The organism is Streptomyces sp. NPDC056734 (genome assembly GCF_042790455.1).
Classification (GTDB): Bacteria; Actinomycetota; Actinomycetes; order Streptomycetales; family Streptomycetaceae; genus Streptomyces.
The window spans coordinates 227,243-249,404 of the sequence record NZ_JBHTZD010000012.1; the positions used below are offsets into that span (position 1 = coordinate 227,243).

Below are 22,162 nucleotides of genomic sequence, written 5' to 3' on the forward strand. Positions count from 1 at the left end.
AGACCAGCTACGCCGGAAGCTGGACGCCTGCCCCTGGCCCGTGTCGCCGGGGGCAGACTCAGGCACTACCTGACGGCGAAGCCGACGAACGCGGCCCAGGCCGCGCTGTCGACGGCGAGTCCGGGTTGGGATATGTCCTTGGAATCACGTACGCGGACGACGTGAGGCCGGACGGCGACCTCGATGCATTCGCCTCCGTCACCCGTGCTGTAACTGCTCTTGAACCAGGCCAGTTCGGGCTCAATGCTCATGTCTCTCCCAGCAACTTCTCTACGTAGGCCAGTGACTCGGTCGGCGTGAGGGCCTGGGCTCGGAGAATCCCGTAACGGGCCTCAAGTTCCCGGACCTTCGCATGCCCCGAGTAGAGGCGGCTGTCGCCTTGCACCTCTGCATAGGCGATCCTCCGCCCTTCAGGTGTATCGATCAAGGTGAATGGGCCACCCAGCGCACCGTGATCCTCGCGGCTGACAGGCATGACTTGGATCTCGACGTTGCGCCGCTGGCCGATGAGCAGGACTTGCTCCAACTGTCCGCGCAGTACTTCCTTGCCCCCAATGGGCCTCTGAAGCACCGCCTCTTCCAGGACGAAGCTCATCAGCGGCGCGGCCTTGCGCCTGTAGATCTCCTGCCTGGCGAGCCTCCCGCTCAGCCCTCGTTCGATCCCATCTTCGTCAAGCAAGGGACGACGGATGGCGAACACGGCCCTGGCGTACTCCTCGGTCTGCAACAGCCCCGGAACCGCATAGACGGCGTACACATACAGCTCAACCGCGTCCCGTTCCAAGTCCGCCGCATCCTGGAAGAACACCGGATACTGCGCCCGAGCCACCTCCTCCTTCAACTCCTTGAGCACCTCACCCGCGTCCAGCGCCTCGTCCGCCTGGTCGATGAACCTCGGAGGCGGAACCCGGCGCCCCTGCTCGTACGCGGCGATCGTGGACGCCGAGTAGCCCATCAGCGCGCCGAACTCGGGCCGTTCCAGCCCCGCGCGTAACCGGAACCGCTTCAACTGGCGCCCGAAGGCGCGGAGGATGCCGGACCCCGGCTCGCGCTCCTCCTCCGTGCCGGAGGGCTCCTCCTCGACCGGTCCCGTCTGTTCGCTCATACCCGCACCGCCTCCTGTCCGGCCAACGCGGCCCCGCGCCGACCGTCACGCTCCGTCCCGCATACACCTGACGAGCCGCCACGTACAGCTACCGCCCGTGTGCGTTTCGTATCTCGTCACGGTAAAACCCGCACGTCAGCGTGGACCACATGAATCAGGAAACTTCCCCCGCAACGGGGGTCGCGCCGGTGCACGAGTTCTCCATGCGCTTCACGTCCTCCACCCGCGGCGCCCGCCTCGCCCGTACCCTCGTCTCGCGGCGGCTGGACACCTGGGGCCACCCGTCCGACGGCGACGTGAACGAGACGCTGACGCTGATCACTTCGGAGCTGGCCGGAAATGCCGTACGGCATGGGCATGTTCCGGGGCGGGACTTCCAGGTGCGGCTGACAGAGACGGACGGCGGCGAGACGCGCGTCCTGCGCGTGGGGGTCACCGACACCCGCCTCGAACGCGTACCCCTGCTCGCGCCGCACGAGCCGCCGGGGGATCAGGAGTCGGGGTGGGGGCTGCTCATCGTGGCGCGGCTGGCGTCGCGGTGGGGGGTCGTGCCCCGGGACCGTGGGCCCGGCAAGACCGTGTGGGCGGAGTTGCGGTTGCCAAAGGCAAGGGTACAGATCGGCCATTTTTCCGGCGGCTGACAACTTCGGCGGACGCACGAACTGCTCCTCCAGCTAAGGCCGGTACTGCACACCCTCATCGGCCGGGAGCAGGCCATCGACTCCCCGGCTCATCCCTTTGCTGGTGCGCACCCCCCGACTATCGTGAAGTCATCCGACAAGCAAACGCCCGTTCCCGTACGATGTGGCGCCGGCGTGGACCCGAGGGGGCGGGGAGTGGCGGTCGTACTGCCGGACTGGCTGGACACGGCGCTGGACATCGTGGGGATCGCCTGGCCGAACGTGGACGAGGACGCGTACCGCGATATGGCCACGTCGTTGCGGGAGTTCGCGGATGACATGGACGAGGACAGCCACTCGGCGCACAGTCCTGTCCAGCGTCTGCTGTCATCGGGCAGCGGCGAGGCGCTCACCGCACTGGACAAGCACTGGAGCAAGGTCCGCTCCAAGCAGGACGACATAGCCGGAGCGGCTCGCCTCGTCGCGGATGCGCTGGACAAGGCCGCGGGTGTGATCGAGGGGATGAAGTACGCCTGCATCGCCCACCTTTCGGCGATGATCGCGCAGGCGGGTATCTCGCTGGCGGCTGCCCCGTTCACCTTCGGCCTCTCGACGCTGATCTCTGCGGGCACCGTGGCGGCGACCCGGACTCTGGTGAAGAGGCTCATCAAGGAGGCCGGCGAGGAGGCCGTCGGCTATGTCATGACGGCTCTGACCGAGCCGGCCGTGCAGGCGATCGAGAACGTCGCGGCCGATCTGGCGGTACAGCTCGGCGCCAACGCCCTCGGCCTACAGAACGGCATCGACACCGGCCAAGCGGTCCAGGCCGGCCAGGACGGCCTGGAGGACGGGGTGGCCGCAGGCAAGGAAAGCCTCCAGCTGGCATCGGCCGGAACGGGCACCGGGCCTGGCTCGCTCGGCGGGCTGATCGACTCGTTGAACATCGATCACGACGAACACGGACGGGCCTCCGGCAAGCTCGTCACCGTCAGCGACAGCGTCAAGGGCCGTACGAAGGGCAAGTTGTCCAAGGCCGGCGACCATCACAGCCGCACCCGGGGCCGCGACAGCATCGCTCAGATCATCGGCCCGATCGCCGACCGGGCGCTCAAGACACTCAACAAGGCCACCGACGATCTCGGGGGCCATCTGGGCGGCGGCCTGTCGACCGGCATCAAGAAGACGTCCACCGACCAGAAGAACATCGACGTCGGTGTCCACGACCGGATCAAACGGATCGACTCCGGGGCGGGCAAGGACGGTGACGGTGGCCGTGGCGGCGGCAACGGCGGTGGCAGCGGCGCTTCGGGCCAGGGACCCGCTCCCGCTTCCGGCCGCAACCCCGATCCCGGCCGCAACCCCGATCCCGGCCACAACCCCGATCCCGCCATGAAGATCGATTCAGCCACCCTCTCCCAGCGAGCGCGCGAACTGGAGAGCAAGGAAACATGCGGCGACCCGATCGACATGGCCACCGGCCAGATGATCCTCGCCCAGACGGATGTGGAACTTCCGGGCGTGCTCCCGCTGTCGCTGCGCCGCACCCATCTGTCGGGCTACGCGGCCGGCTCCTCCTTCGGCCCGTCCTGGGCATGCACGCTCGACGAGCGGCTGGAGCGCGACGAGGCGCTCGGGGGACTGTGGTGGTATCGCGAGGACGGTTCCGCGCTCGCCTACCCCCGGGTGCCCGACGTGCCGGGAGACCGGGTGAGCCCGGCGGAGGGAGCCCGGCTGCCCCTCACCTACATCACCCGCAATGCCGGTTACCTACTGACCGTGCGGGATCCGCGCACCGGCCTCACCCGGCACTTCGAGCCCGGCACCGCACGCGACGAAGTCTGGTGGCTGGTCAGCCTTGAGGACCGCAACGGGAACAGCGTCACCATCGAACGCGACGAGCACGACGTACCGCTCACCGTCAGCCACAGCGGTGGCTACCGCATCCAGGTCCACTCCGACACCGAACACCGTCGGGTCATCGGCCTGTCGGCACTCGGCACCGAGACACCCACACGCCTGCGCACCTTCGGCTACGACGACAGCGGGAATCTGACCCAGGTACACAACGCCGTCGACGCCACAACGCGCTTCTCCTACGACGACGCCCATCGCCTGACCGGTTGGCAGGACTCCAACGACTCCGAGTTCAGCTACACGTACGACAATGCCGGGCGGGTGGTCGCCACCCGTGGCACCGACGGGATCCTCGACTCGACGGTGTCGTACGGCGGCCCCCGGGGCGACGGCACGAGCACCGTCACCTACACGGACTCCCTCGGCCACGTGACGGTCCACCGGTCCAATCGTCACGGCCAGATCATCGCGATCACCGATCCGCTCGGCCACACCACCACCCAGCGGTGGGACCGTCACGACCACCTGGTCGCCCACACCGACCCCCTGGGCCGCACCACTCGCTGGGAATGGGACGCCGACGGCAACCTGACAGCGGTGACCGCGCCCGACGGATCCGTCACCCGCGTCACCTACGACACCGGCCACTTGCCGACCCTCCTGACCGGCCCGGACGGAGCCGAGAGCCACCAGGAGTACGACGAGCGCGGCAATCGCACCGCGGTCATCGGCCCGGACCAGGCCACCATCCGCTTCACCTACCACTCCACCGGCGCCCTGGAGAGCCAGACCGACCCACTCGGCCAGGTGCTGCACCTGGAGAACGACGCGGCCGGTCTTCCTCTGGCGGTGAAGGACGCCCGTGGCGCCCGCACATCGTGCCGCAGAGACGCCCTCGGACGGCCCGTCGAACTGACCGACGCGCTCGGCGGGACCAGCGGTTTCACCTGGGACACCGAGGGCCGCCTCGTGTCGCGGACAGCACCCGACGGCAGCCGGGAGACCTGGGAGTGGGACGGCGAGGGCAACTGCCTCACCCACACCGACCCCTTGGGCGGGAGCACGACCAGCATTTACGGACCGTTCGACCTGATCGCCACCCGCACCACCCCGGACAACCGCACCCACACCTTCCGTCACGACACCGAGCAACGCCTCGTCCAGGTCGTCAACCCCGCCGGTCTGACCTGGGACTACCGGTTCGACCCAGTGGGGCGGATCTCCTCCGAGACGGACTTCGACGACCGCACCACCACCTGCGCCTACGACCCGGCGGGTCAACTGGCCCGCCGCACCCATGCGGCCGGCGAGAGCGTCGACTACGCCTTCGACATCAACGGACGCCTCGCCGCCAAGACCGCGGGAGAGATACGCACCTCGTTCTCCTACGACCCGGCGTCCCGTCTGACGGCCGCGACACGTCCCGGCTGCCGTCTGGAGTTCTCCTACGACATCGCGGGGCGCCTGCTGACACAGACCGTCGACGGCGCCGCCCTCACCCTCGGGTACGACCCGGCGGGCCGTCGGGTCAGCCGCACCACCCCCACCGGCGTCCGCACCTCCCTCACCTGGGACGAGGCAGGCAACCGTACGGGTCTCGCCCTGGACGACCGGCACACGCTGTCCTTCAGCCACGACCTCCTCGGCCGCGAGACCGATCGCGCCATCGGCAAGCACCTCGATCTCACCTCGTCCTGGGACCCGGCGGGCCGCCTCACCCGGCAGATGCTCACGACACGCCCGGGCCGCCGCATACGCGCCCGTGGCTACACCTACCGCGCCGACGACCACCTGATCGCGGTTCAGGAGGAGGTCACCGGCCGCGGCACGTCCTACCTCCTCGACCGGACCGGCCGCCCCCTGCGGGCCACGGGCCCCGCCGGACCCGAGGCGTACACCTACGACGCCTCGGGCAATCAGCTCACCGCCCACTGGCCGGACCGCTCCGCGGACCCATCGGCCCGCGGCGAGCGCCACTACGACGGCACCCGCGTCACCCACGCCGGCGACACCCGCTACCGCTACGACGGGGCCGGCCGCCTCGTCGAGCGGGTGAAGAAGCGGCTGTCACGCAAGCCCGACATCTGGCGGTACGCCTGGGACGCCGAGAACCGCCTCACCTCCTGCACCACCCCGGACGGAGCGACCTGGCACTACCGGTACGACCCGCTCGGCCGCCGCACCGCGAAGTACCGCCTCGACGAGTCAGGCCAGATCGTCGACACCATCCGCTTCACCTGGGACGGCACCCGCCTCGCGGAGCAGACCACGAACGCCACGGGTATCACGCTCACCTGGGAACACGACGGCCACCGGCCCCTCGTCCAGTACGAGCGCAAACCACTGTCCGACGAAGAGGTCGACTCCCGGTTCTTCGCCATCGTCTCGGACGTCGTCGGCACCCCGACCGAACTCGTCGCCGAGGACGGCACGGTCGCCTGGCACACGCGCACCACGGTCTGGGGCACCACGGCCGTCAACCCCGACGCCACCGCGCACACACCCCTGCGCCACCCCGGCCAGTACGCCGACCCCGAGACCGGACTGCACTACAACTACTTCCGGCACTACGACCCGGAGACCGCGCGCTACATCAGCCCCGACCCGCTGGGCCTGCTCCCGGCACCCAACCCGGTCGCCTACGTCGACAACCCGCTCGACCTCTACGACCCGCTCGGCCTCGCGCCCTGCCGCAAGGACCACTACGCCCACGGCGGCAGCGTCCGCTACAAGGGCCTCGATCACCTCGGCCGGCCGACCGGTGTCTCCGCGTCCGTCCGCCCCGGCATGCTGAACCAGGGAACCGAAGCGGGGAAGATCACCCCGCCGGGCTGGCGCGGACAGGGAACAGCGTTCAACGAGGCCCGCGGCCACCTCCTCGCGGACCGCCTCGGCGGCGCGGGCACCCACCACAACGCCAAGCACAACCTGGTCACCCAGACCCAGGACCCGACCAACTCCCCCTATCAGCGGGACCTGATCGAAGGTCAGATCTACAAGGCCGTCTCCCGGGGCGAGGTCGTCCAGTACGACATCACCCCGATCTACGAAGGCACCAACCCCATCCCGATCCGACTCGAATACGCCGCCCACGGCAACCGGGGTTTCGAGCTGACCGGCTGGCTCGACAACCCGGCGGCCGGTGTGCGCACCGCCGTACCGGGATGGAAACCCTGAACTGGGTAGAGTGCCCCACCGGCCTCCGGCGTCGCACCGGCGCCCGAACCACAAGCCGAGCCCCAGGAGCCCTGGCCCATGCCGCGCACCACCCCACCGCGCCCGATCGATGTGGAAGCCGCCTTCCCCGAGCTGACCGCAGAGCGCCGCACCGCGACCCGGCTGCACCCTCGCCGCGGCGCACCCACAGCCCGGGACAGCTCCGCCGGGGGCCCCCTGCTCTGGCCCGCTGACGAACCCTGGCCGCTCTGCACGATCCCCCACAAGCGCGGCAGCGGCTATCGGCTCACCGACGTACTGAGGGAACGAGAGATCCTCGAACGCGCCTGGCGGCGGGACCCGGAAAACGGACCCACCGCCGAGGAGTCCAGCATCCTCGCGGGGTTCAAGCGGGGCCGGCATGCCCCGCACCTGGCGGACACGGACCCCATTCCACTCCTTGCCGTGGCCCAGTTGTACCGCCACGACGTCCCCGGTCTACCGGACACGGGAGAGGGCGATCTGCTCCAGGTGTTCTGGTGCGGCTTCGAACGGCACGGCGAGAGCCGCCACGAACCCCACGTGGAACTGCGGTGGAGGCACTCGGACAGCACCGGCCCGTGGCTGACCGAACAACCGGCCCCCGAGGTGGTCGGCCGGGAAGAACTCGTGCCGTCCCCGTGTGTGCTGCATCCCGAACAGGTGGTCGAGCACCCCTACCTGATGACCCTCGACGCCGATCTACGGGACCGCATCGCCGCATGGGAGGGCCCCGACACCGAGGGCGACCACTACATCTCCGAGCTGTCCACCGCTCCCGGCTGGAAGGTCGGCGGATACCCCACCTGGCCCCTCACCGGACCGAGCCCCTCGCCCTGCACCAACTGCGGCACCGAAGCCACCCCCCTCCTCACCGTGAGCCACACGGAATGGGACCCCAGCACCACGAGCTGGATCCCCTACGAGGACCAGGCGGACGCCCACATCGTGGGCGCCAACACCCCCACCGGCGTCTCACCCGGCCGCGGCCGCCTGACCATCGCCGTGTGCCCCCACGACCCGAGCCACCCGCCCACGCTCATCACCCAGTGACCGGTACCCCACATGGTCCGCCCGCGCAAACAGCAGGTCAGGAACCCTTCCCCACCGGCTCCAAAATCGCCACACACTCCACATGCGAAGTCATCGGAAACAAATCAAACGCCCGCAACATCCGCACCCGATACCCCCCCTCCCGGAAATACCCCAGATCCCGAGCCAACGCCGCCGGATCGCACGCCACATACGCGATCCGCCGCGCACCCAGCGTCGCCAGATGCTCCACCGTCTTGCGCCCCGCCCCCGCCCGGGGCGGATCGAGGACGATGAGGTCAACCTCCGTGATCCCAGTACGAGGCAGCACCGCCTCCACCTTCCCCTGCTCCACCCGCACCCGGTCGAACTCGGCAAGGTTGTGCCGCGCGTCCTCCACGGCCCGCTTCCCCGACTCGATGCCGAGGACCGCGCCCTTCTCGCCGATCCGGTCGGCCAGCGCGCCCGCGAAGAGGCCCACCCCGCAGTACAGGTCGAGCGCCATGTCGCCCTTGCGCGGCAGCAGCCCCTGCATCACCGCCGTCACCAGCGTGTCCGCCGCCTTCGGATGGACCTGCCAGAAGCCACCGCTGCCGACCCGGTACGTACGGCCGTCAGCGCGCTCCCGGACGAACGGCCGGCCGTGCACCCGGTGCACCCCGCCGTCCTTCTCCTCCACCCGCATCACCGACACCGGCCGGTCCAGCTCGACGATCGGCAGCCGGGCCCCGGGCCGCGGGGTGAGGATCACCTGGCGGTCCTGCGACCCCGTCGCCGCGATCGCCTCCACCGACGCCATCCCGGTCCAGTCCCGCTTCTCGACACCCAGCTCGCTGACACCCTCCGCCGCGATCATGCAGTGGTCGACGGGCTCGACCTCGTGCGAACGGTGCCGGCGCAGCCCCGCCCGGCCGCTCTCGGCGTCCACCGCGTACTGCACCCGGGTCCGCCACCGCGGCACCTGCCCGGCCGGCAGCTTGTCGCCCTCGGCCGGCATCACCGTGCCGTCCCAGCCGGCCTCCTCCGGCGTCAGTCCCGCGAGCCGCTTCAGCTGCTCCGCCAGGACCTCGCCCTTCAGCCGCCGCTGCGCACCCGGCTTGGCGTGCTGCCAGTCGCAGCCACCGCAGCGCCCGGGGCCCGCGTAGGGACAGGGCGCCTCGACCCGGTCCTTCGACGCCGACCGCACCTCGACCGCGTCCGCCCGCAGATACCGGGCCCCCTCCTCGCCCTCCGTCACGCGCACGACCACCCGCTCCCCGGGCAGCGCGTGCCGGACGAACAGCACCTGACCGTCCTCGGTACGGGCGACGCAGTGCCCGCCGTGCGCGACGGGCCCGACCTCGACCTCGTACTCCGCCCCGACCAGCGATTTCTTCGGTTCTGCCTGCATGGCGGAAGGCTCCAGTACGTCAAAGGGGAAGGGCCGGGCAACAGCCCACCAGTCTACGTCCCCCGACACACCCGTCAGTCCCGGCTGACGTCCTTCCCCCGCCCCTCGGATCCAGCAGCCCCACCGGACCCCGCAGCCTCCGCAGACCCACTGGCCTCACCGGACCCACCCGCCCCCGCAGCCCCCCTCCGCACCGCCCCCGGCGCATTCCACTCCTGCCGCTTGCGCGCCCGCTGCCGGGCCACCTCCGACGACTCCAGCTGATACGGCACGGACGTCACCATCACCCCCGGCGTGAACAGCAGCCGGCCCTTCAGCCGCAGCGCGCTCTGGTTGTGCAGCAACTGCTCGTACCAGTGCCCGACCACATACTCGGGAATGATCACGGACACCGCGTCCCTGGGCGACTCCCGCCGCAGACTCTTCACGTACTCGATCACCGGCCGAGTGATCTCCCGGTACGGCGAGTCCAGCACCTTCAGCGGTACGTCGATCCCGCGCCGCTCCCACTCGTCGCGCAGCGCCTTCGTCTCGGCCGGGTCCACGTTGACGCTGAGCGCCTCCAGGGTGTCCGAGCGCATCAGCTTGGCGTAGGCGAGGGCACGCAGCGTCGGACGGTGGATCTTCGAGATGAGGACCACCGAGTGCACCCGCGACGGCCGCACGCTGTCGTCGCTGGGCCCCTCGGCCGCCGCCAGTTCCTCCGCGACCCGGTCGTAGTGGCGCCGGATCGCCGTCATGACGACGTAGAAGATCACCATGCCGAGCAGCGCCACCCACGCGCCGTGCGTGAACTTGGTGACCAGGACGACGACCAGCACCAGCCCCGTGAAGAAGGCGCCGAACGTATTGATCGCCCGGGAGCGGAACATGTGCCGCCGCTTGCCCGGGTCCTTCTCGACCGCCAGATGCCGGTTCCAGTGCCGGACCATGCCTATCTGGCTGAGGGTGAAGGAGACGAACACACCGACGATGTAGAGCTGGATCAGACGCGTCGAGTCGGCCCCGTAGACCCACACCAGCAGCCCGGCCGCGCCCGCCAGCAGCACGATGCCGTTGGAGAAGGCGAGCCGGTCGCCCCGGGTGTGCAGCTGGCGCGGCAGATAGCGGTCCTGGGCGAGTATCGAGCCCAGCACCGGGAAGCCGTTGTACGCCGTGTTCGCGGCCAGGAACAGCACCAGCGCGGTGGCCGCCGCCAGCACCAGGAAGAAGAAACTGCCGGAGCCGAAGACCGCCTCGGCGACCTGGGAGATCACCGGGTTCTGGACATAGTCCGAGCCGACCGGGACGCCGCCCTCCAGCAGATCGTGCGCCGGGTTCTCGGCCATCCGCACATTGCTGGCCATGGCGAGCCCGATGATCCCGCAGAACATGGTGACCGCCAGCAGCCCCATCAGCGCCAGCGTGGTCGCCGCGTTGCGCGACTTGGGCTTGCGAAAGGCGGGAACGCCGTTGGAGATGGCCTCCACGCCGGTCAGCGCGGCACAGCCCGAGGAGAAGGCCCGGAGCAGCAGGAAGACCAGGGCGAAACCGGCCAGGCCCTGATGTTCCGCCTTGATCTCGAAGCCCGCCGTCGGCGCCCGCAGGGTGTCGTCCAGCACCAGCCCGCGATAGGCGCCCCACGCGATCATGAGGAAGACGCCCGCGACGAACACGTACGTCGGGATCGCGAACAGCGAGCCGGACTCGCGGACCCCGCGCAGATTCATCACGGTCAGCAGCACGATCACACCGACCGCGCAGGCCACCTTGTTCTCGACCACGAACGGGATCGCCGAGCCCAGGTTCTCGATGCCGGAGGAGATGGAGACGGCGACGGTCAGGACGTAGTCGACCAGCAGCGCGCTGGCGACCGTGAGCCCCGCCTTGGGGCCGAGGTTGGTCGTCGCCACCTCGTAGTCGCCGCCACCGCTCGGATACGCGTGCACGTTCTGCCGGTAGGAGGCGACGACCGTGAACATCAGCACCACGACCGCGAGCGCGATCCAGGGACTGAAGTGGTACGCCGACACACCCGCGATGGACAGGACCAGCAGCACCTCGCCCGGCGCGTACGCCACCGAGGACAGCGGGTCGGACGCGAAGACGGGGAGGGCGATGCGCTTCGGCAGGAGCGTCTCCCCCAGCCGGTCACTGCGCAGTGCGCGCCCGATGAGAATCCGTTTGGGCACGTCGGTCAGTTTGGACACGACTGAGCATCGTACGGCTTCGAACGCCCGCTCGCCCACATCGTGACCGAGATCCGCCCCACACCCCGGCCTACACCCCGCCCCACACCCCGGCCCGCGCCCCCGGGGCCCGCACAGCCCGCTCCGATCTGCCCCACGGGTGAATCACAGCCCCGATTCCGAGGCCCCGCCGACCCCCTTCCGCTGCGCGCCGACCCCCTTCCGGTACGACAAGCGTGCCTGTACGACGATCCCCCCCGACGCCGGCACAGGCATCCACGCCGCTCCAGGCGTCCTCATGGACGTCGGGACAGCCACCGACACCGACGTCGGGACAGCCACCGGCAGACTCCCGCCGCACCCCCGGAGGTCCCATGCCCGCGACCGCAGAGCTGATCGGCGCCACCCTCGCACTCATCGGCCTCGGTGTCCTCACGCTCCTCAGTGTCCGCAGGATCAGCAGACGCGCCGACAGCCCCTGACAGCCGCTCACACGGGTTGCCGTCCGCCGACCGTGCGTGTGTAGCTTGGGCCACGGTCTGAGACCCTAGAACCAGCCAAGTCAATAACCCTTGACCTCGGAAGGACGGTCGTGCACATCGTCATCATGGGCTGCGGCAGAGTGGGTTCCGCTCTCGCCCAGACCCTGGAGCAACAGGGGCACACGGTCGCCGTGATCGACCAGGACCCCACCGCCTTCCGACGCCTTGGCTCCTCGTTCGGTGGCCGCCGGGTCACCGGCGTCGGCTTCGACCAGGACACCCTGCGCGAAGCCGGCATCGAGGAGGCCGGTGCCTTCGCCGCCGTCTCCAGCGGCGACAACTCCAACATCATCGCCGCCCGAGTGGCCCGCGAGATGTTCGCCGTCGAGAATGTCGCCGCCCGGATCTACGACCCCCGCCGCGCCGAGGTCTACCAGCGCCTCGGCATCCCCACCGTGGCCACGGTCCGCTGGACCGCCGACCAGATGCTGCGCCGCCTGCTGCCGTCCGGCTCGGAGCCGCTGTGGCGCGATCCCACCGGCGGCGTCCAGCTCGCCGAGGTGCACGCCTCGCACGCCTGGGTCGGCCACAAGATCAGCAAGCTCCAGGAGGAGACGGGTGTCCGGGTGGCGTTCCTGACCCGCCTCGGGGAGGCGATGCTGCCCTCCTCGCAGACCGTGCTGCAAGAGGGCGACCTGGTGCACGTGATGATGCGCACCGACGAGGTGGAGAAGGTCGAGGCGGCGTTCGCCGAGGGCCCGAAGGAAGGCGGCAACTGATGAGAGTCGCCATCGCCGGCGCCGGCGCCGTGGGCCGCTCGATCGCAGGCGAACTGCTGGAGAACGGCCACGAGATCCTGCTGATCGACAAGGCCCCCACCGCGATCTCGGTCGAGCGGGTACCGCAGGCGGAGTGGCTGCTCGCCGACGCCTGCGAGATCACGTCCCTGGACGAGGCGGCCCTCCAGCGCTGCAACGTCGTCATCGCCGCGACCGGCGACGACAAGGTCAACCTGGTCGTCTCCCTGCTCGCGAAGACGGAGTACGGCGTCCCGCGCGTCGTCGCCCGCGTCAACAACCCCAAGAACGAGTGGCTGTTCAATGAGGCGTGGGGCGTCGACGTCGCCGTCTCCACCCCCCGCCTGATGTCCGCCCTGGTCGAGGAGGCCGTCAGCGTCGGCGACCTGGTCCGCCTGCTGCGCTTCAGCCACGGCGACGCCAACCTCGTCGAACTGACCCTCCCCGAGGAGTCCGCCCTCGCCGGCACCCAGGTCGGCGATGTCGACTGGCCCGAGGACACCTCCCTGGTCACCATCATCCGCGGCACCCGCGTCCTCACCCCCACCCGGGAGGACTCCCTGGAAGCCGGCGACGAACTCCTGTTCGTAGCGGCCCAGGCAAGAGAGGAACAACTGGAAGACCTCCTGTCGGTACGCCGCGAACCGACAACGGATTAGCAATCCGAGAACAACCGAAGGGCGCCCCGCGATGCATCGCGGGGCGCCCTTCGAGGCTTGTCGACGTGAGCCTTGGAACGGACTGGAAACGGGCGGCAGGGTGGGCAAAGGCCGGGGGTCCGGGGGCGGAGCCCCCAGCGACCTCAGCCCCAGCGACCTCAGCCCCGACGCCGAAGCACCTATTCAGGCACCCGCGCCGCACCCTCCCGCCGAGCCTTCTCGGCCGCCTCCTCCGCCTCCATCTCCGCGAACACATCAATAGGCGCGGGCGCCTTCGCCAGGAACACCCACGTCAGCCACACAGCCAACAGGAACGGCGGAATCTTGAGGGCAACCAGCACCCACCCCAGCTGCGTCGTATCCGCCCACCAGTACAGCGGGAACAAAATCGCCGACTTGCCGAGCAGAATCAGCCCCCACGCCCAGCTGGCCTTGGCATACGCCTTCTTGCGCCCGGGATTGCGCGTCCGCCAGGACAGGTTCTCCTTGAACACCGGCCCGAGGACCAGCCCGATCAGCGGCACCCCGCACAGCGTGGTGATGATGTACGCGAACCCCAGCCCCAGCGTGTACAGCATGCCCGGCAGATAGAAGTCCTTGGCGTTGCCCGTCATCATCGCGAAGACGACACCGAAGGCGACCCCGAAGACCCCGCTGAACGCGTGCTTGACGGTGTCCTTCATGGCCAGCCGGACCACCACGAGCAGCAGGGACACGGCCAGCGCGGCGATCGCCGCCAGATGCATGTCCTTGTTGATCGTGTAGATGCTGACGAACAGCAGGCCCGGCACCACGGTCTCGACCATGCCGCGGACGCCGCCGAACGCCTCGAACAGGGCGGCCTCCGTGACCGCCCGTGAATCCTGCTCCTGCTGGGCGTCTTCGGTCGGCTTGTCGAGCGACGTCACCGGCTACTCCCGTCCGAGGGGTCTCAGTTCGTACTTGGGATTGAACAGCACACGGCGGCCCCGGCTCAGCGAGATCCGGCCCGACGCGATCATCTTCCGGCCCGGCTCGATCCCGACGATGGAGCGCCGTCCGAGCCATACCACGTCCAGCGCGGCGGAGCCGTCGAACAGTTCGGCCTCCAGGGCCGGGACGCCCGCCCGTGGTCGCAGCGTGACCGTGCGCAAGGTACCAGTAACCGTCACTATCTGTCGGTCATGGCAGTCACAGATGCGTGTACAGCCGGTGATGTCTGCGTCCTCCCGCAGCTCCTCGGACTCCAGGTCCTCCTGCGACGAGGAGAGCCGGTCGAGCATGCGCCGGAACCGGCCCACCGGCTTTTCGGAACGAGGAACAGCACTCATGTCTGAAGGGTACCGGGGCACACCGACAGCCCAGTAGCCCTCCTTTCCCGCATCATCTTTCCCGCATCATTTCTCGAACCGGTATCCCATTCCCGGCTCGGTGATGAAGTGCCGGGGGTGCGAGGGATCCGCCTCCAGCTTCCGCCGCAGCTGAGCCATGTAGACCCGCAGATAGTTGGTCTCGGTCCCGTAGGACGGCCCCCACACCTCCTGGAGGAGCTGCTTCTGGCTGACCAGCCGCCCGGTGTTGCGCACCAGCACCTCCAGCAGATGCCATTCGGTGGGGGTGAGCCGTACGTCCTTGCCCGCGCGGTTGACCTTCTTCGCGGCGAGATCGACGGTGAAGTCCTCGGTCTCCACCGTCACCTCGTCCTCACCGGCCCCGGTGGGCTCGGCGCGGCGCACGGCGGCCCGCAGCCGGGCGAGCAGCTCGTCCATGCCGAACGGCTTGGTGACGTAGTCGTCGGCGCCCGCGTCGAGCGCCTCGACCTTCTCGTCGGAGGAGTGCCGCGCGGACAGCACCAGGATCGGCACCCGGGTCCAGCCCCGCAGGCCCTTGATCACCTCGACCCCGTCCATGTCCGGCAGCCCCAGATCCAGCACGACCACATCGGGGTGCCGGGCCGCGGCCAGCTGAAGGGCGGTGGCCCCGTCGTGCGCCGCGTCGACCTCGTACTTGCGGGCCTTGAGGTTGATCACGAGGGCGCGCACGATCTGCGGCTCGTCGTCGATCACGAGCACCCGGGTCATGAAGCCTGCCTTTCGGGTCGTACGGGGCTGTCGGCCCCGGTGCGCGAGCGCTCGGCCCGCGCCTTCGTCACATCCGCCGGTCCCCCGGCGTCACCGGGGACACCAGGGACACCGGCGTCACCGGCACGGACCCCGGCCTCCTCCGGCGCCCCGCGCTCCCCCGCCGTACCGCCGCCCCCTGCCGAGCCGCCGCCTCCCGCCGTACCGCCGCCCCGGGCCGCCGCCCGCAGCGACAGCACCATGGTCAGCCCGCCTCCCGGCGTGTCCTCCGCCATCAGTGTGCCGCCCATCGCCTCGGTGAAGCCCCGGGCGACGGCGAGTCCGAGTCCGACCCCGGCTCCGCGCGGTACGTCCCCGTGCCGCTGGAAGGGCTCGAAGATGCGTTCCTTCGCCTCGTCCGGCACGCCGGGCCCCCGGTCGACCACCCGTACCTCCACCCGGTCGGCGATGGCGCTCGCGGACACCAGCACGGTCTGCTCCGGCGGGCTGTACTTGACGGCGTTCTCCACCAGGTTGGCCACGGACCGCTCCAGCAGCCCGGCGTCCACGGACACCATGGGCAGGGTCTCGGGGATGTCCAGTTCGACGCTGTCCTCGGGCACCCCGCCGAGCGCCATCGGCACCACCTCGTCCACGTCGATGTCGCGGATGATCGGCGTGACGGTCCCGGTCTGGAGCCGGGACATGTCGAGGAGATTGCCCACCAGGTTGTCGAGCCGGTCGGCGCCCTCCTCGATGCCTTCCAGCAGCTCCGCCTGGTCCTCCTCGGACCAGGCCACGTCGTCGGAGCGCAGCGACGACACGGCCGCCTTGATCCCGGCGAGCGGGGTCCGCAGATCATGGCTGACGGCGGCCAGCAGCGCCGTACGGATCCGGTTGCCCTCGGCCAGCCTCCGGGCCTGGTCGGCCTCCTCGCGCAGCCGCCGCCGGTCCAGCACCACGGCCGCCTGCGCGGCGAACGCGGCGAGCACCCGGCGGTCGGAGGCGGGCAGCACCCGGCCGGTCAGCGCGAGCGCCATGTGGTCGCCGATGGGCACATCGACGTCGGCGTCCTCGGGCCGCTCCAGCTCGGGCCCGATGCCCACCCGGCCCGCGCAGGTCCAGGGCTCGACGTCGCTCACCCGCTCCAGCATGGCCGCCGACTCCATCCCGAACGTCTCCCGCACCCGCTCCAGCAGCGCTTCCACGCTGGTCTCGCCGCGCAGGACGCTGCCGGCGAGGAAGGAGAGTATGCCCGACTCGGTTTTCAGCCGGGCGGCCTGATGGGTGCGCCGGGCGGCCGTGTCCACGACGGACGCGACCGACACCGCCACCCCGATGAAGATGACCAGGGCAACGATGTTCTTGGGGTCGGAGATGGTCAGGCGGTGGAGCGGATAGGTGAAGAAGTAGTTCAGCAGGAGTGAGCCGAAGGCGGCCGAGGCGAGAGCCGGGTACAGGCCGCCGAGCAGCGCCGCCGCCACGGTGAGGGTGAGGAAGAGCAGCATGTCGTTGGCGAGGCCGATGCTGACCGTGCTGAGCAGCAGCGTCAGCAGTGGCGGTCCGGCCAGTCCGACGACCCAGCCCCAGAGGATCCGGCCCCGCCCGAGCCGGGCGCCCCGGGCGACGGGCAGTCCGCGCCCTTTGGCGGCCTCCTCGTGGGTCACGATGTGCACATCGAGGTCGGGCCCCGACTCGCGGGCCACTGTCGCCCCGACGCCCGGTCCGAAGACGTACTGCCAGCTCTTGCGCCGCGACGAGCCCAGCACGATCTGGGTGGCGTTGACGCCCCGCGCGAAGTCGAGCAGGGAGGTCGGGATGTCGTCACCGACGACGTGGTGGAAGGTCCCGCCGAGATCCTCGACCAGGGTGCGCTGGACGGCCAGCTCCTTGGGCGAGGCGGCCGTCAGCCCGTCGCTGCGGGCTATGTAGACGGCGAGGACCTCGCCGCCCGCGCCCTTCTCGGCGAGCCGCGCGGCCCGCCGGATCAGCGTCCGCCCCTCCGGACCGCCGGTCAGCCCCACCACGATCCGCTCCCGCGAACCCCAGATCTTCGACACCCGGTGCTCACTGCGGTACTCGGTCAGATATTCATCGACGCGGTCCGCCACCCACAGCAACGCCAGCTCACGCAGCGCCGTCAGGTTCCCCGGCCGGAAGTAGTTCGACAGCGCCGCGTCGACCTTGTCCGACTTGTAGATGTTCCCGTGCGCCATACGACGCCGGAGCGCCTCCGGCGACATGTCGACCAGCTCTATCTGATCCGCCCGCCGCACCACCTCGTCCGGCACCGTCTCCTGCTGCCGCACCCCCGTGATCGACTCCACCACATCACCCAGCGACTCCAGATGCTGGATGTTGACGGTCGAGATCACGTCGATCCCGGCCGCCAGCAGCTCCTCCACGTCCTGCCAGCGCTTGGGATTACGGGAGCCGGGCACGTTCGTGTGCGCCAGCTCGTCCACGAGGGCGACCTTGGGACGGCGGGCCAGGACGGCGTCGACGTCCATCTCGGTGAAGGTGGTGGCCCGGTACTCCAGGTCACGGCGCGGGATCTGCTCCAGGCCGTGCAGCATCACCTCCGTACGGGGCCGGTTGTGGTGCTCGACGAAGGCGACCACGCAGTCGGTGCCCCGCTCCACCCGGCGATGGGCCTCCGACAGCATGGCGTAGGTCTTGCCGACGCCCGGTGCCGCACCGAGGTAGATCCGAAGCTTGCCGCGTGCCATGGTCCTATTGTCTTCCCGTCACTGCCGCGTACGCAGCGTAGACCTTACGGCCAACGGTGCCGACAAATGGGACGAGGGGTAGGTCAGCGGACGTCTTTGACAGAACTCTGATGCGCCGGGCGTACGCCCCCGCACCCCTGGGTGGGCCCGCCCGTCAGACCTCCACGATGGTGCCGTCGCTCAGCTCCAGCACCCGGTCGGCCAGGTCCAGCAGGGTCGTGTCATGGGTGGCGACCAGTGCGGTGACGCCCTCGCTGCGGACGACCGCCTTCAGCAGTTCCATCACGGCGTGCCCGGTCTCGGCGTCGAGCTGGGCCGTGGGTTCGTCGGCGATGAGCAGCGCCGGGTGGTTGGCGAGGGCGCGGGCGATGGCCACGCGCTGCTGCCGGCCGCCGGACAGCTCGCCGGGGCGCTGGGCGCCGTGGTCGGCGAGGGCGAGGAGCAGGGCGACGCGTTCCTCGCGCTCACGCGGGTCGGCCTTGCGCAGCCGCAGCGGGACGCCGACGTTCTCGGCGGCGCTGAGGATCGGGATGAGCCCGAAGGACTGGAAGACGAACCCGATACGGTCCCGGCGCAGCTCCAGCAGTCCCTTCTCGCCGAGCCCGGTCAGCTCCCGGCCGCCGACGGTGATCCGGCCCTGGTCGGGTGCGTCGAGCCCACCGACGATGTTGAGCAGGGTCGTCCTGCCGGACCCGGAGCGCCCCTTGAGGGCGACCAGCTCACCGCGCGGGATCGTGAACGAGACGCCCCGCAGGGCGTGGACGGCGGCGGCGCCCTGACCGTACGACTTGTGGACATCCTCGACGCCGACCATGGTCTCCGTGACCACCTGGTTCATGATCTTCTCCCCCCGTGGGCCGGGCGCCGGTATCTCCGGGGGCGCCCGGCCGATCAACGGTTCGGCGTGGATCCCCGGTGTCCCCGTGGGGTCCGGGAACGCCGATGGGCCACGCTCCCCTTGGCAGGAAACGCAGCCCATCGGCACAACGTGTTCTCGGCACCCGGCACCGGGCACCCGCCGCCCCCAGGGGGACGGCTCAGCGGACCTCGGTGATCTCCGGTCCGCGCTGGAGCTGGCCCATGCCGCCGGAGAAGCGGGAACCGGCCTGGTCCTCCTGCTGGACGCCCTCGGGAACCATCTGCGCGTCGTTCGGCAGCTTCAGGACGATCGGGTCACGGGGGGCCATCGGGCCCTCGCCGCGCACCACGACCGTGTCCCGGAAGATCTGCTCCAGCAGCCCGGCGGCCTGCGGCTGCACCGCGCCCTGCCCGGAGATCACCCCGCGCAGGAACCAGCGGGGGCCGTCCACACCGACGAACCGCACGACCTGGAAGCCGCCCGTGCCGTCCGGCAGCTTCACCGGCACCTGGGCCCGCAGCTCCCAGCCCAGCGACCCCTCGATCTCGTCGACGATGCCGCCCTGCTGGGTGATGCCGGTGGCGATCTCCTCGCGCACCTCGCCCCAGATGCCCTCGCGCTTGGGTGCCGCGAACGCCTGGAGCTGGACCGCGCTGTCGCGCAGCACGACCGTGGCCGCGACGATCGCGTCGCCCGCGACCTCGACCCGCAGCTCCATGCCGTCGACGCCCGGGACGAAGAGGCCGCCGAGGTCCACGCGGCCCTCGGCGGGGTCACTCACCTCGGTGCTGTCCCAGGGGCCGTCGGGGCGGGGCTCGGGTTCGAGCCGTACTCGCTCGCGCTCGCCGGCGCCTTCGCCCGTGCCCTCGCCCTCGTCGTCCGCCTCAGTGTCGACACTGTCGACGACCTGCTCGGCCTCGCCGGCCGCGTCCTCGGCGGCATCCTTCTTCTTGCGACGTCCGAACACGTCACTGTCCTTCCCGGTCGGATACGACCGAAGCGTATCGATTCCCACCCGTCGTGCCGCCCGCGGCGGCCTGACCGTTCGTGCCGCTTGCTGTGCTGGTCGTGGCGACGGCGGCATGGCCTCCGGTGGACCCGAAGCCCCCGTCGGCCCGCGCCGAGCCGGGAAGCTCCGCGACCTCCTGGAAGCGGACCCTCTCGACCTGCTGGACGACCAGTTGGGCGATCCGGTCGAAGCGCTCGAACCGCACGGCCTCGCGCGGGTCGAGATTCACCACGATCACCTTGATCTCCCCACGGTACCCGGCATCAACCGTCCCGGGGGCATTCACGAGGGCGACGCCGCAGCGGGCGGCGAGCCCGGATCGGGGGTGCACGAAGGCGGCGTACCCCTCGGGCAGGGCCACCGACACCCCCGTGGGCAGCACGGCCCGCTCCCCGGGCTCCAGCTCGCACGCCTCGGTGGTGCGCAGATCGGCCCCGGCGTCCCCGGGATGCGCGTACGCGGGCAGCGGTACGTCGGGGTCGACGCGGCGGACGAGAACGCCGAGCGGTTCGCGGCTCACGGGTTCACCTCGAAGGCGCGGGCCCGCCGGATCTGGTCGGGGTCGCTCATGGCGGCCCGGATCTCCTCGGGGCGGCCGTTGTCGACGAAGTGGTCGACCTTGACCTCGATGAAGAGGGCGTCCGCGCGGACGGCGACCGGCCCGTCGGGGCCGCCGATCCGGCCGGTGGCCGTGGAGTAGATCTTCCGCCCGGCCACCGCCACGGCCTCGGCACGCAGGTGCAGGGTGGCGCCGACCGGCACCGGCCGCACGAAGTCGCTCTCCAGCCGCCGGGTCACCGCGATCACCCGCAGCATCCAGTTCAGCGAGCCGAGCGTCTCGTCCAGGGCGCTGGCCAGCACCCCGCCGTGGGCGAGGCCCGGGGCGCCCTGGTGGGCGGCACGCACGGTGAACTCGGCGGTGATCGACACGCCCTCACCGGCACGGGCCGCCAGATGCAGTCCGTGCGGCTGCTCGCCGCCGCAGCCGAAGCACTGTCCGTAGTGCGATCCGAGCAGCTCACCGGGGGCGGGAGCGTCGGGATGCCGCACCGGCGGCACGGCGTCGGCCGGGGGCTTCGGACTCGGGGAAGTACCACTCACAGCCGCAGACCTTACCCGCCTGCGCTGTGACCTACGGCGCTTCCTTCCCACCGCCCTGGCGACGGCCCGGCACCCGCCCCGTGCCAAGCTGTCCGGCATGGAGCAGCTCTCGGCCACCCCGTACGAAGAACGCCTCACCGCGCCCAAGATCTGGTGGGGCATCTCCCTGCTGGTGGGCATCGGTCTCGCCCTGACATTCCTGCCGTTCGGCACCCTGCCGCTGCTCGGCGGCCTGGTCGGCGGCACCGCCGTGGCAGCGGTCGCGGCCAGCTCGTACGGCTCGGTCCGGATCCGCGTGGTCGGCGGGGCGCTGGTCGCGGGCGAGGCGAAGGTCCCGGTGGCGGTGCTGGGCGAGACCCATGTGATGGACCCCGAGGAGGCCCGCGCCTGGCGCACCCACAAGGCCGACACCCGCGCCTTCATGCTGCTGCGCTCCTACATCCCCACCGCCGTCCGCATCGAAGTCACCGACCCCACCGACCCGACCCCCTACCTGTACCTCTCCACCCGCCACCCGGAAGAACTGGCAGAGGCAGTACGCAGGGCTCGCGAAGCGACGTCCTGACCGGCTGCGTGCACGCTGTGGCGCGCGGGCCTGAACGGTGGCGGGACGCGAGCTAAGCAGCGCCGGAGCGCCGACCTGAACGGTGGCTGGACACCCGGCCTGAACAGTGGCGAGACGCCGGCCTGAACAGTGGCCGCGCACGGCCCTGAGGGACTCGCGGGGCGGCGAAGCCTGGTGAGGGACTGCGGATCAGCGCGGTCTGAGCGGCTGCGGGGCGGCGATCGGAGCGGCTACAGATCAGCCCGGCCAGATATCGGCGGGGCCCGTGCGGCTACGGATCGGATCCGCCCGGCAACCCGACCCGCCCCGCCCGCCGGGCCTCCGATCCGGTCAGCGACTCCGTTCTCGGGCCCCAGCGGCACCAGCAGAGACGATAGACCCGACTCCGGGCCACCGGACCTGAACGGCTACGGGCGACGGCCTGTAGCCGGAACGCCTACGGGCGACGGCCTTAGCAGTTCCGGGGCGACGGCCTGAACGGCTGCGGACCCGACCGGCGACGCGACTCCGGGCCACCGGACCTGAACGGCTACGGGCGACGGCCTGTAGCCGGAACGC

18 protein-coding genes are annotated in these 22,162 nt (G+C 70.5%); 6 read left to right on the forward strand and 12 right to left on the reverse strand.

Going from position 1 to position 22,162, the window contains the following annotated elements; translation table 11 throughout:
* Positions 1–65: 65 nt before the first annotated feature.
* Together ACFRFC_RS20195 and ACFRFC_RS20200 are read right to left on the reverse strand one after the other, a co-directional pair.
* Positions 66–251 carry a DUF397 domain-containing protein gene (locus ACFRFC_RS20195; protein ID WP_382692206.1) on the reverse strand — a complete coding sequence of 62 codons (186 nt, stop codon included), beginning with the start codon at positions 249–251 and terminating at the stop codon, positions 66–68.
* Positions 248–1,105 (reverse strand): helix-turn-helix domain-containing protein, encoded by an 858-nt coding sequence (locus tag ACFRFC_RS20200; protein ID WP_382692205.1) that lies wholly within the window; start codon positions 1,103–1,105, stop codon positions 248–250. Before ACFRFC_RS20200 ends, ACFRFC_RS20195 begins: the two co-directional genes overlap by 4 nt.
* Positions 1,106–1,254: 149 nt before the next feature.
* Between ACFRFC_RS20200 and ACFRFC_RS20205 the strand changes: the two genes are divergently transcribed.
* The 3 genes from ACFRFC_RS20205 (at position 1,255) to ACFRFC_RS20215 (ending at position 7,827) form a co-directional block, all read left to right on the forward strand.
* Entirely contained in the window at positions 1,255–1,746 is a 492-nt protein-coding gene (locus tag ACFRFC_RS20205; RefSeq protein ID WP_382692204.1) for an ATP-binding protein, read from the forward strand.
* 195 nt (positions 1,747–1,941) lie between these two features.
* Positions 1,942–6,756, forward strand: a complete 4,815-nt coding sequence (locus ACFRFC_RS20210) for a DUF6531 domain-containing protein (protein ID WP_382692203.1) — start codon at positions 1,942–1,944, stop codon at positions 6,754–6,756.
* Positions 6,757–6,834: 78 nt separating this feature from the next.
* Positions 6,835–7,827, forward strand: coding sequence for a hypothetical protein (locus tag ACFRFC_RS20215; RefSeq protein ID WP_382692202.1), 993 nt, complete (start codon positions 6,835–6,837; stop codon positions 7,825–7,827).
* A gap of 37 nt (positions 7,828–7,864) precedes the next feature.
* Here ACFRFC_RS20215 and ACFRFC_RS20220 read toward each other — a convergent pair whose 3' ends face one another.
* Positions 7,865–9,196, reverse strand: a complete 1,332-nt coding sequence (locus tag ACFRFC_RS20220) for a class I SAM-dependent RNA methyltransferase (protein ID WP_382692201.1) — start codon at positions 9,194–9,196, stop codon at positions 7,865–7,867.
* 74 nt (positions 9,197–9,270) lie between these two features.
* A complete protein-coding gene (locus tag ACFRFC_RS20225; protein WP_382692200.1) occupies positions 9,271–11,385 on the reverse strand; it encodes an APC family permease in 2,115 nt (704 codons plus the stop codon).
* Between the two features lie 571 nt (positions 11,386–11,956).
* Between ACFRFC_RS20225 and ACFRFC_RS20230 the strand changes: the two genes are divergently transcribed.
* Positions 11,957–12,625: a potassium channel family protein gene (locus ACFRFC_RS20230; protein ID WP_382692199.1), complete on the forward strand. Its 669-nt coding sequence runs from the start codon at positions 11,957–11,959 to the stop codon at positions 12,623–12,625.
* Complete coding sequence (locus ACFRFC_RS20235) at positions 12,625–13,302, forward strand: potassium channel family protein (RefSeq protein ID WP_382692198.1); 678 nt, start codon at positions 12,625–12,627, stop codon at positions 13,300–13,302. Before ACFRFC_RS20230 ends, ACFRFC_RS20235 begins: the two co-directional genes overlap by 1 nt.
* A 179-nt stretch (positions 13,303–13,481) precedes the next feature.
* Here the strand turns inward: ACFRFC_RS20235 and ACFRFC_RS20240 are convergent, their stop codons facing one another.
* The 8 genes from ACFRFC_RS20240 to ACFRFC_RS20275 form a co-directional block, all read right to left on the reverse strand.
* Positions 13,482–14,210, reverse strand: coding sequence for a DUF3159 domain-containing protein (locus ACFRFC_RS20240; protein WP_383112636.1), 729 nt, complete (start codon positions 14,208–14,210; stop codon positions 13,482–13,484).
* Positions 14,211–14,213: 3 nt separating this feature from the next.
* On the reverse strand, positions 14,214–14,612 hold the full coding sequence (locus ACFRFC_RS20245) for an OB-fold nucleic acid binding domain-containing protein (protein ID WP_382693324.1): 399 nt from the start codon (positions 14,610–14,612) through the stop codon (positions 14,214–14,216).
* A 66-nt stretch (positions 14,613–14,678) separates the two neighbouring features.
* A complete protein-coding gene (locus tag ACFRFC_RS20250; RefSeq protein WP_382693326.1) occupies positions 14,679–15,362 on the reverse strand; it encodes a response regulator in 684 nt (227 codons plus the stop codon).
* Positions 15,359–18,070 (reverse strand): ATP-binding protein, encoded by a 2,712-nt coding sequence (locus ACFRFC_RS20255; protein ID WP_382693329.1) that lies wholly within the window; start codon positions 18,068–18,070, stop codon positions 15,359–15,361. The genes ACFRFC_RS20250 and ACFRFC_RS20255 overlap by 4 nt, the downstream gene beginning before the upstream one ends.
* A gap of 154 nt (positions 18,071–18,224) precedes the next feature.
* Positions 18,225–18,908, reverse strand: a complete 684-nt coding sequence (locus ACFRFC_RS20260; protein ID WP_382693331.1) for an ABC transporter ATP-binding protein — start codon at positions 18,906–18,908, stop codon at positions 18,225–18,227.
* 199 nt (positions 18,909–19,107) lie between these two features.
* Positions 19,108–19,896: a DUF3710 domain-containing protein gene (locus ACFRFC_RS20265; RefSeq protein WP_382693333.1), complete on the reverse strand. Its 789-nt coding sequence runs from the start codon at positions 19,894–19,896 to the stop codon at positions 19,108–19,110.
* 1 nt (position 19,897) lies between these two features.
* Positions 19,898–20,458 (reverse strand): dUTP diphosphatase, encoded by a 561-nt coding sequence (gene dut / locus ACFRFC_RS20270; protein ID WP_382693335.1) that lies wholly within the window; start codon positions 20,456–20,458, stop codon positions 19,898–19,900.
* Positions 20,455–21,039 (reverse strand): PaaI family thioesterase, encoded by a 585-nt coding sequence (locus tag ACFRFC_RS20275; RefSeq protein WP_382693337.1) that lies wholly within the window; start codon positions 21,037–21,039, stop codon positions 20,455–20,457. The genes dut and ACFRFC_RS20275 overlap by 4 nt, the downstream gene beginning before the upstream one ends.
* 97 nt (positions 21,040–21,136) lie before the next feature.
* Here ACFRFC_RS20275 and ACFRFC_RS20280 point away from each other — a divergent pair, with 97 nt between their 5' ends.
* A complete protein-coding gene (locus tag ACFRFC_RS20280; protein WP_382693340.1) occupies positions 21,137–21,604 on the forward strand; it encodes a DUF3093 domain-containing protein in 468 nt (155 codons plus the stop codon).
* Positions 21,605–22,162 lie beyond the last annotated feature (558 nt).

Excerpts from the sequence above, each read along its gene's own strand:
- ACFRFC_RS20195 (WP_382692206.1), bottom strand. The coding sequence starts at position 251 with ATGAGCATTGAGCCCGAACTGGCCTGGTTCAAGAGCAGTTACAGCACG.
- ACFRFC_RS20200 (WP_382692205.1), bottom strand. The coding sequence starts at position 1,105 with ATGAGCGAACAGACGGGACCGGTCGAGGAGGAGCCCTCCGGCACGGAG.
- ACFRFC_RS20205 (WP_382692204.1), top strand. The coding sequence starts at position 1,255 with ATGAATCAGGAAACTTCCCCCGCAACGGGGGTCGCGCCGGTGCACGAG.
- ACFRFC_RS20215 (WP_382692202.1), top strand. The coding sequence starts at position 6,835 with ATGCCGCGCACCACCCCACCGCGCCCGATCGATGTGGAAGCCGCCTTC.
- ACFRFC_RS20220 (WP_382692201.1), bottom strand. The coding sequence starts at position 9,196 with ATGCAGGCAGAACCGAAGAAATCGCTGGTCGGGGCGGAGTACGAGGTC.
- ACFRFC_RS20235 (WP_382692198.1), top strand. The coding sequence starts at position 12,625 with ATGAGAGTCGCCATCGCCGGCGCCGGCGCCGTGGGCCGCTCGATCGCA.
- ACFRFC_RS20245 (WP_382693324.1), bottom strand. The coding sequence starts at position 14,612 with ATGAGTGCTGTTCCTCGTTCCGAAAAGCCGGTGGGCCGGTTCCGGCGC.
- ACFRFC_RS20250 (WP_382693326.1), bottom strand. The coding sequence starts at position 15,362 with ATGACCCGGGTGCTCGTGATCGACGACGAGCCGCAGATCGTGCGCGCC.
- ACFRFC_RS20255 (WP_382693329.1), bottom strand. The coding sequence starts at position 18,070 with ATGGCACGCGGCAAGCTTCGGATCTACCTCGGTGCGGCACCGGGCGTC.
- ACFRFC_RS20260 (WP_382693331.1), bottom strand. The coding sequence starts at position 18,908 with ATGAACCAGGTGGTCACGGAGACCATGGTCGGCGTCGAGGATGTCCAC.
- ACFRFC_RS20280 (WP_382693340.1), top strand. The coding sequence starts at position 21,137 with ATGGAGCAGCTCTCGGCCACCCCGTACGAAGAACGCCTCACCGCGCCC.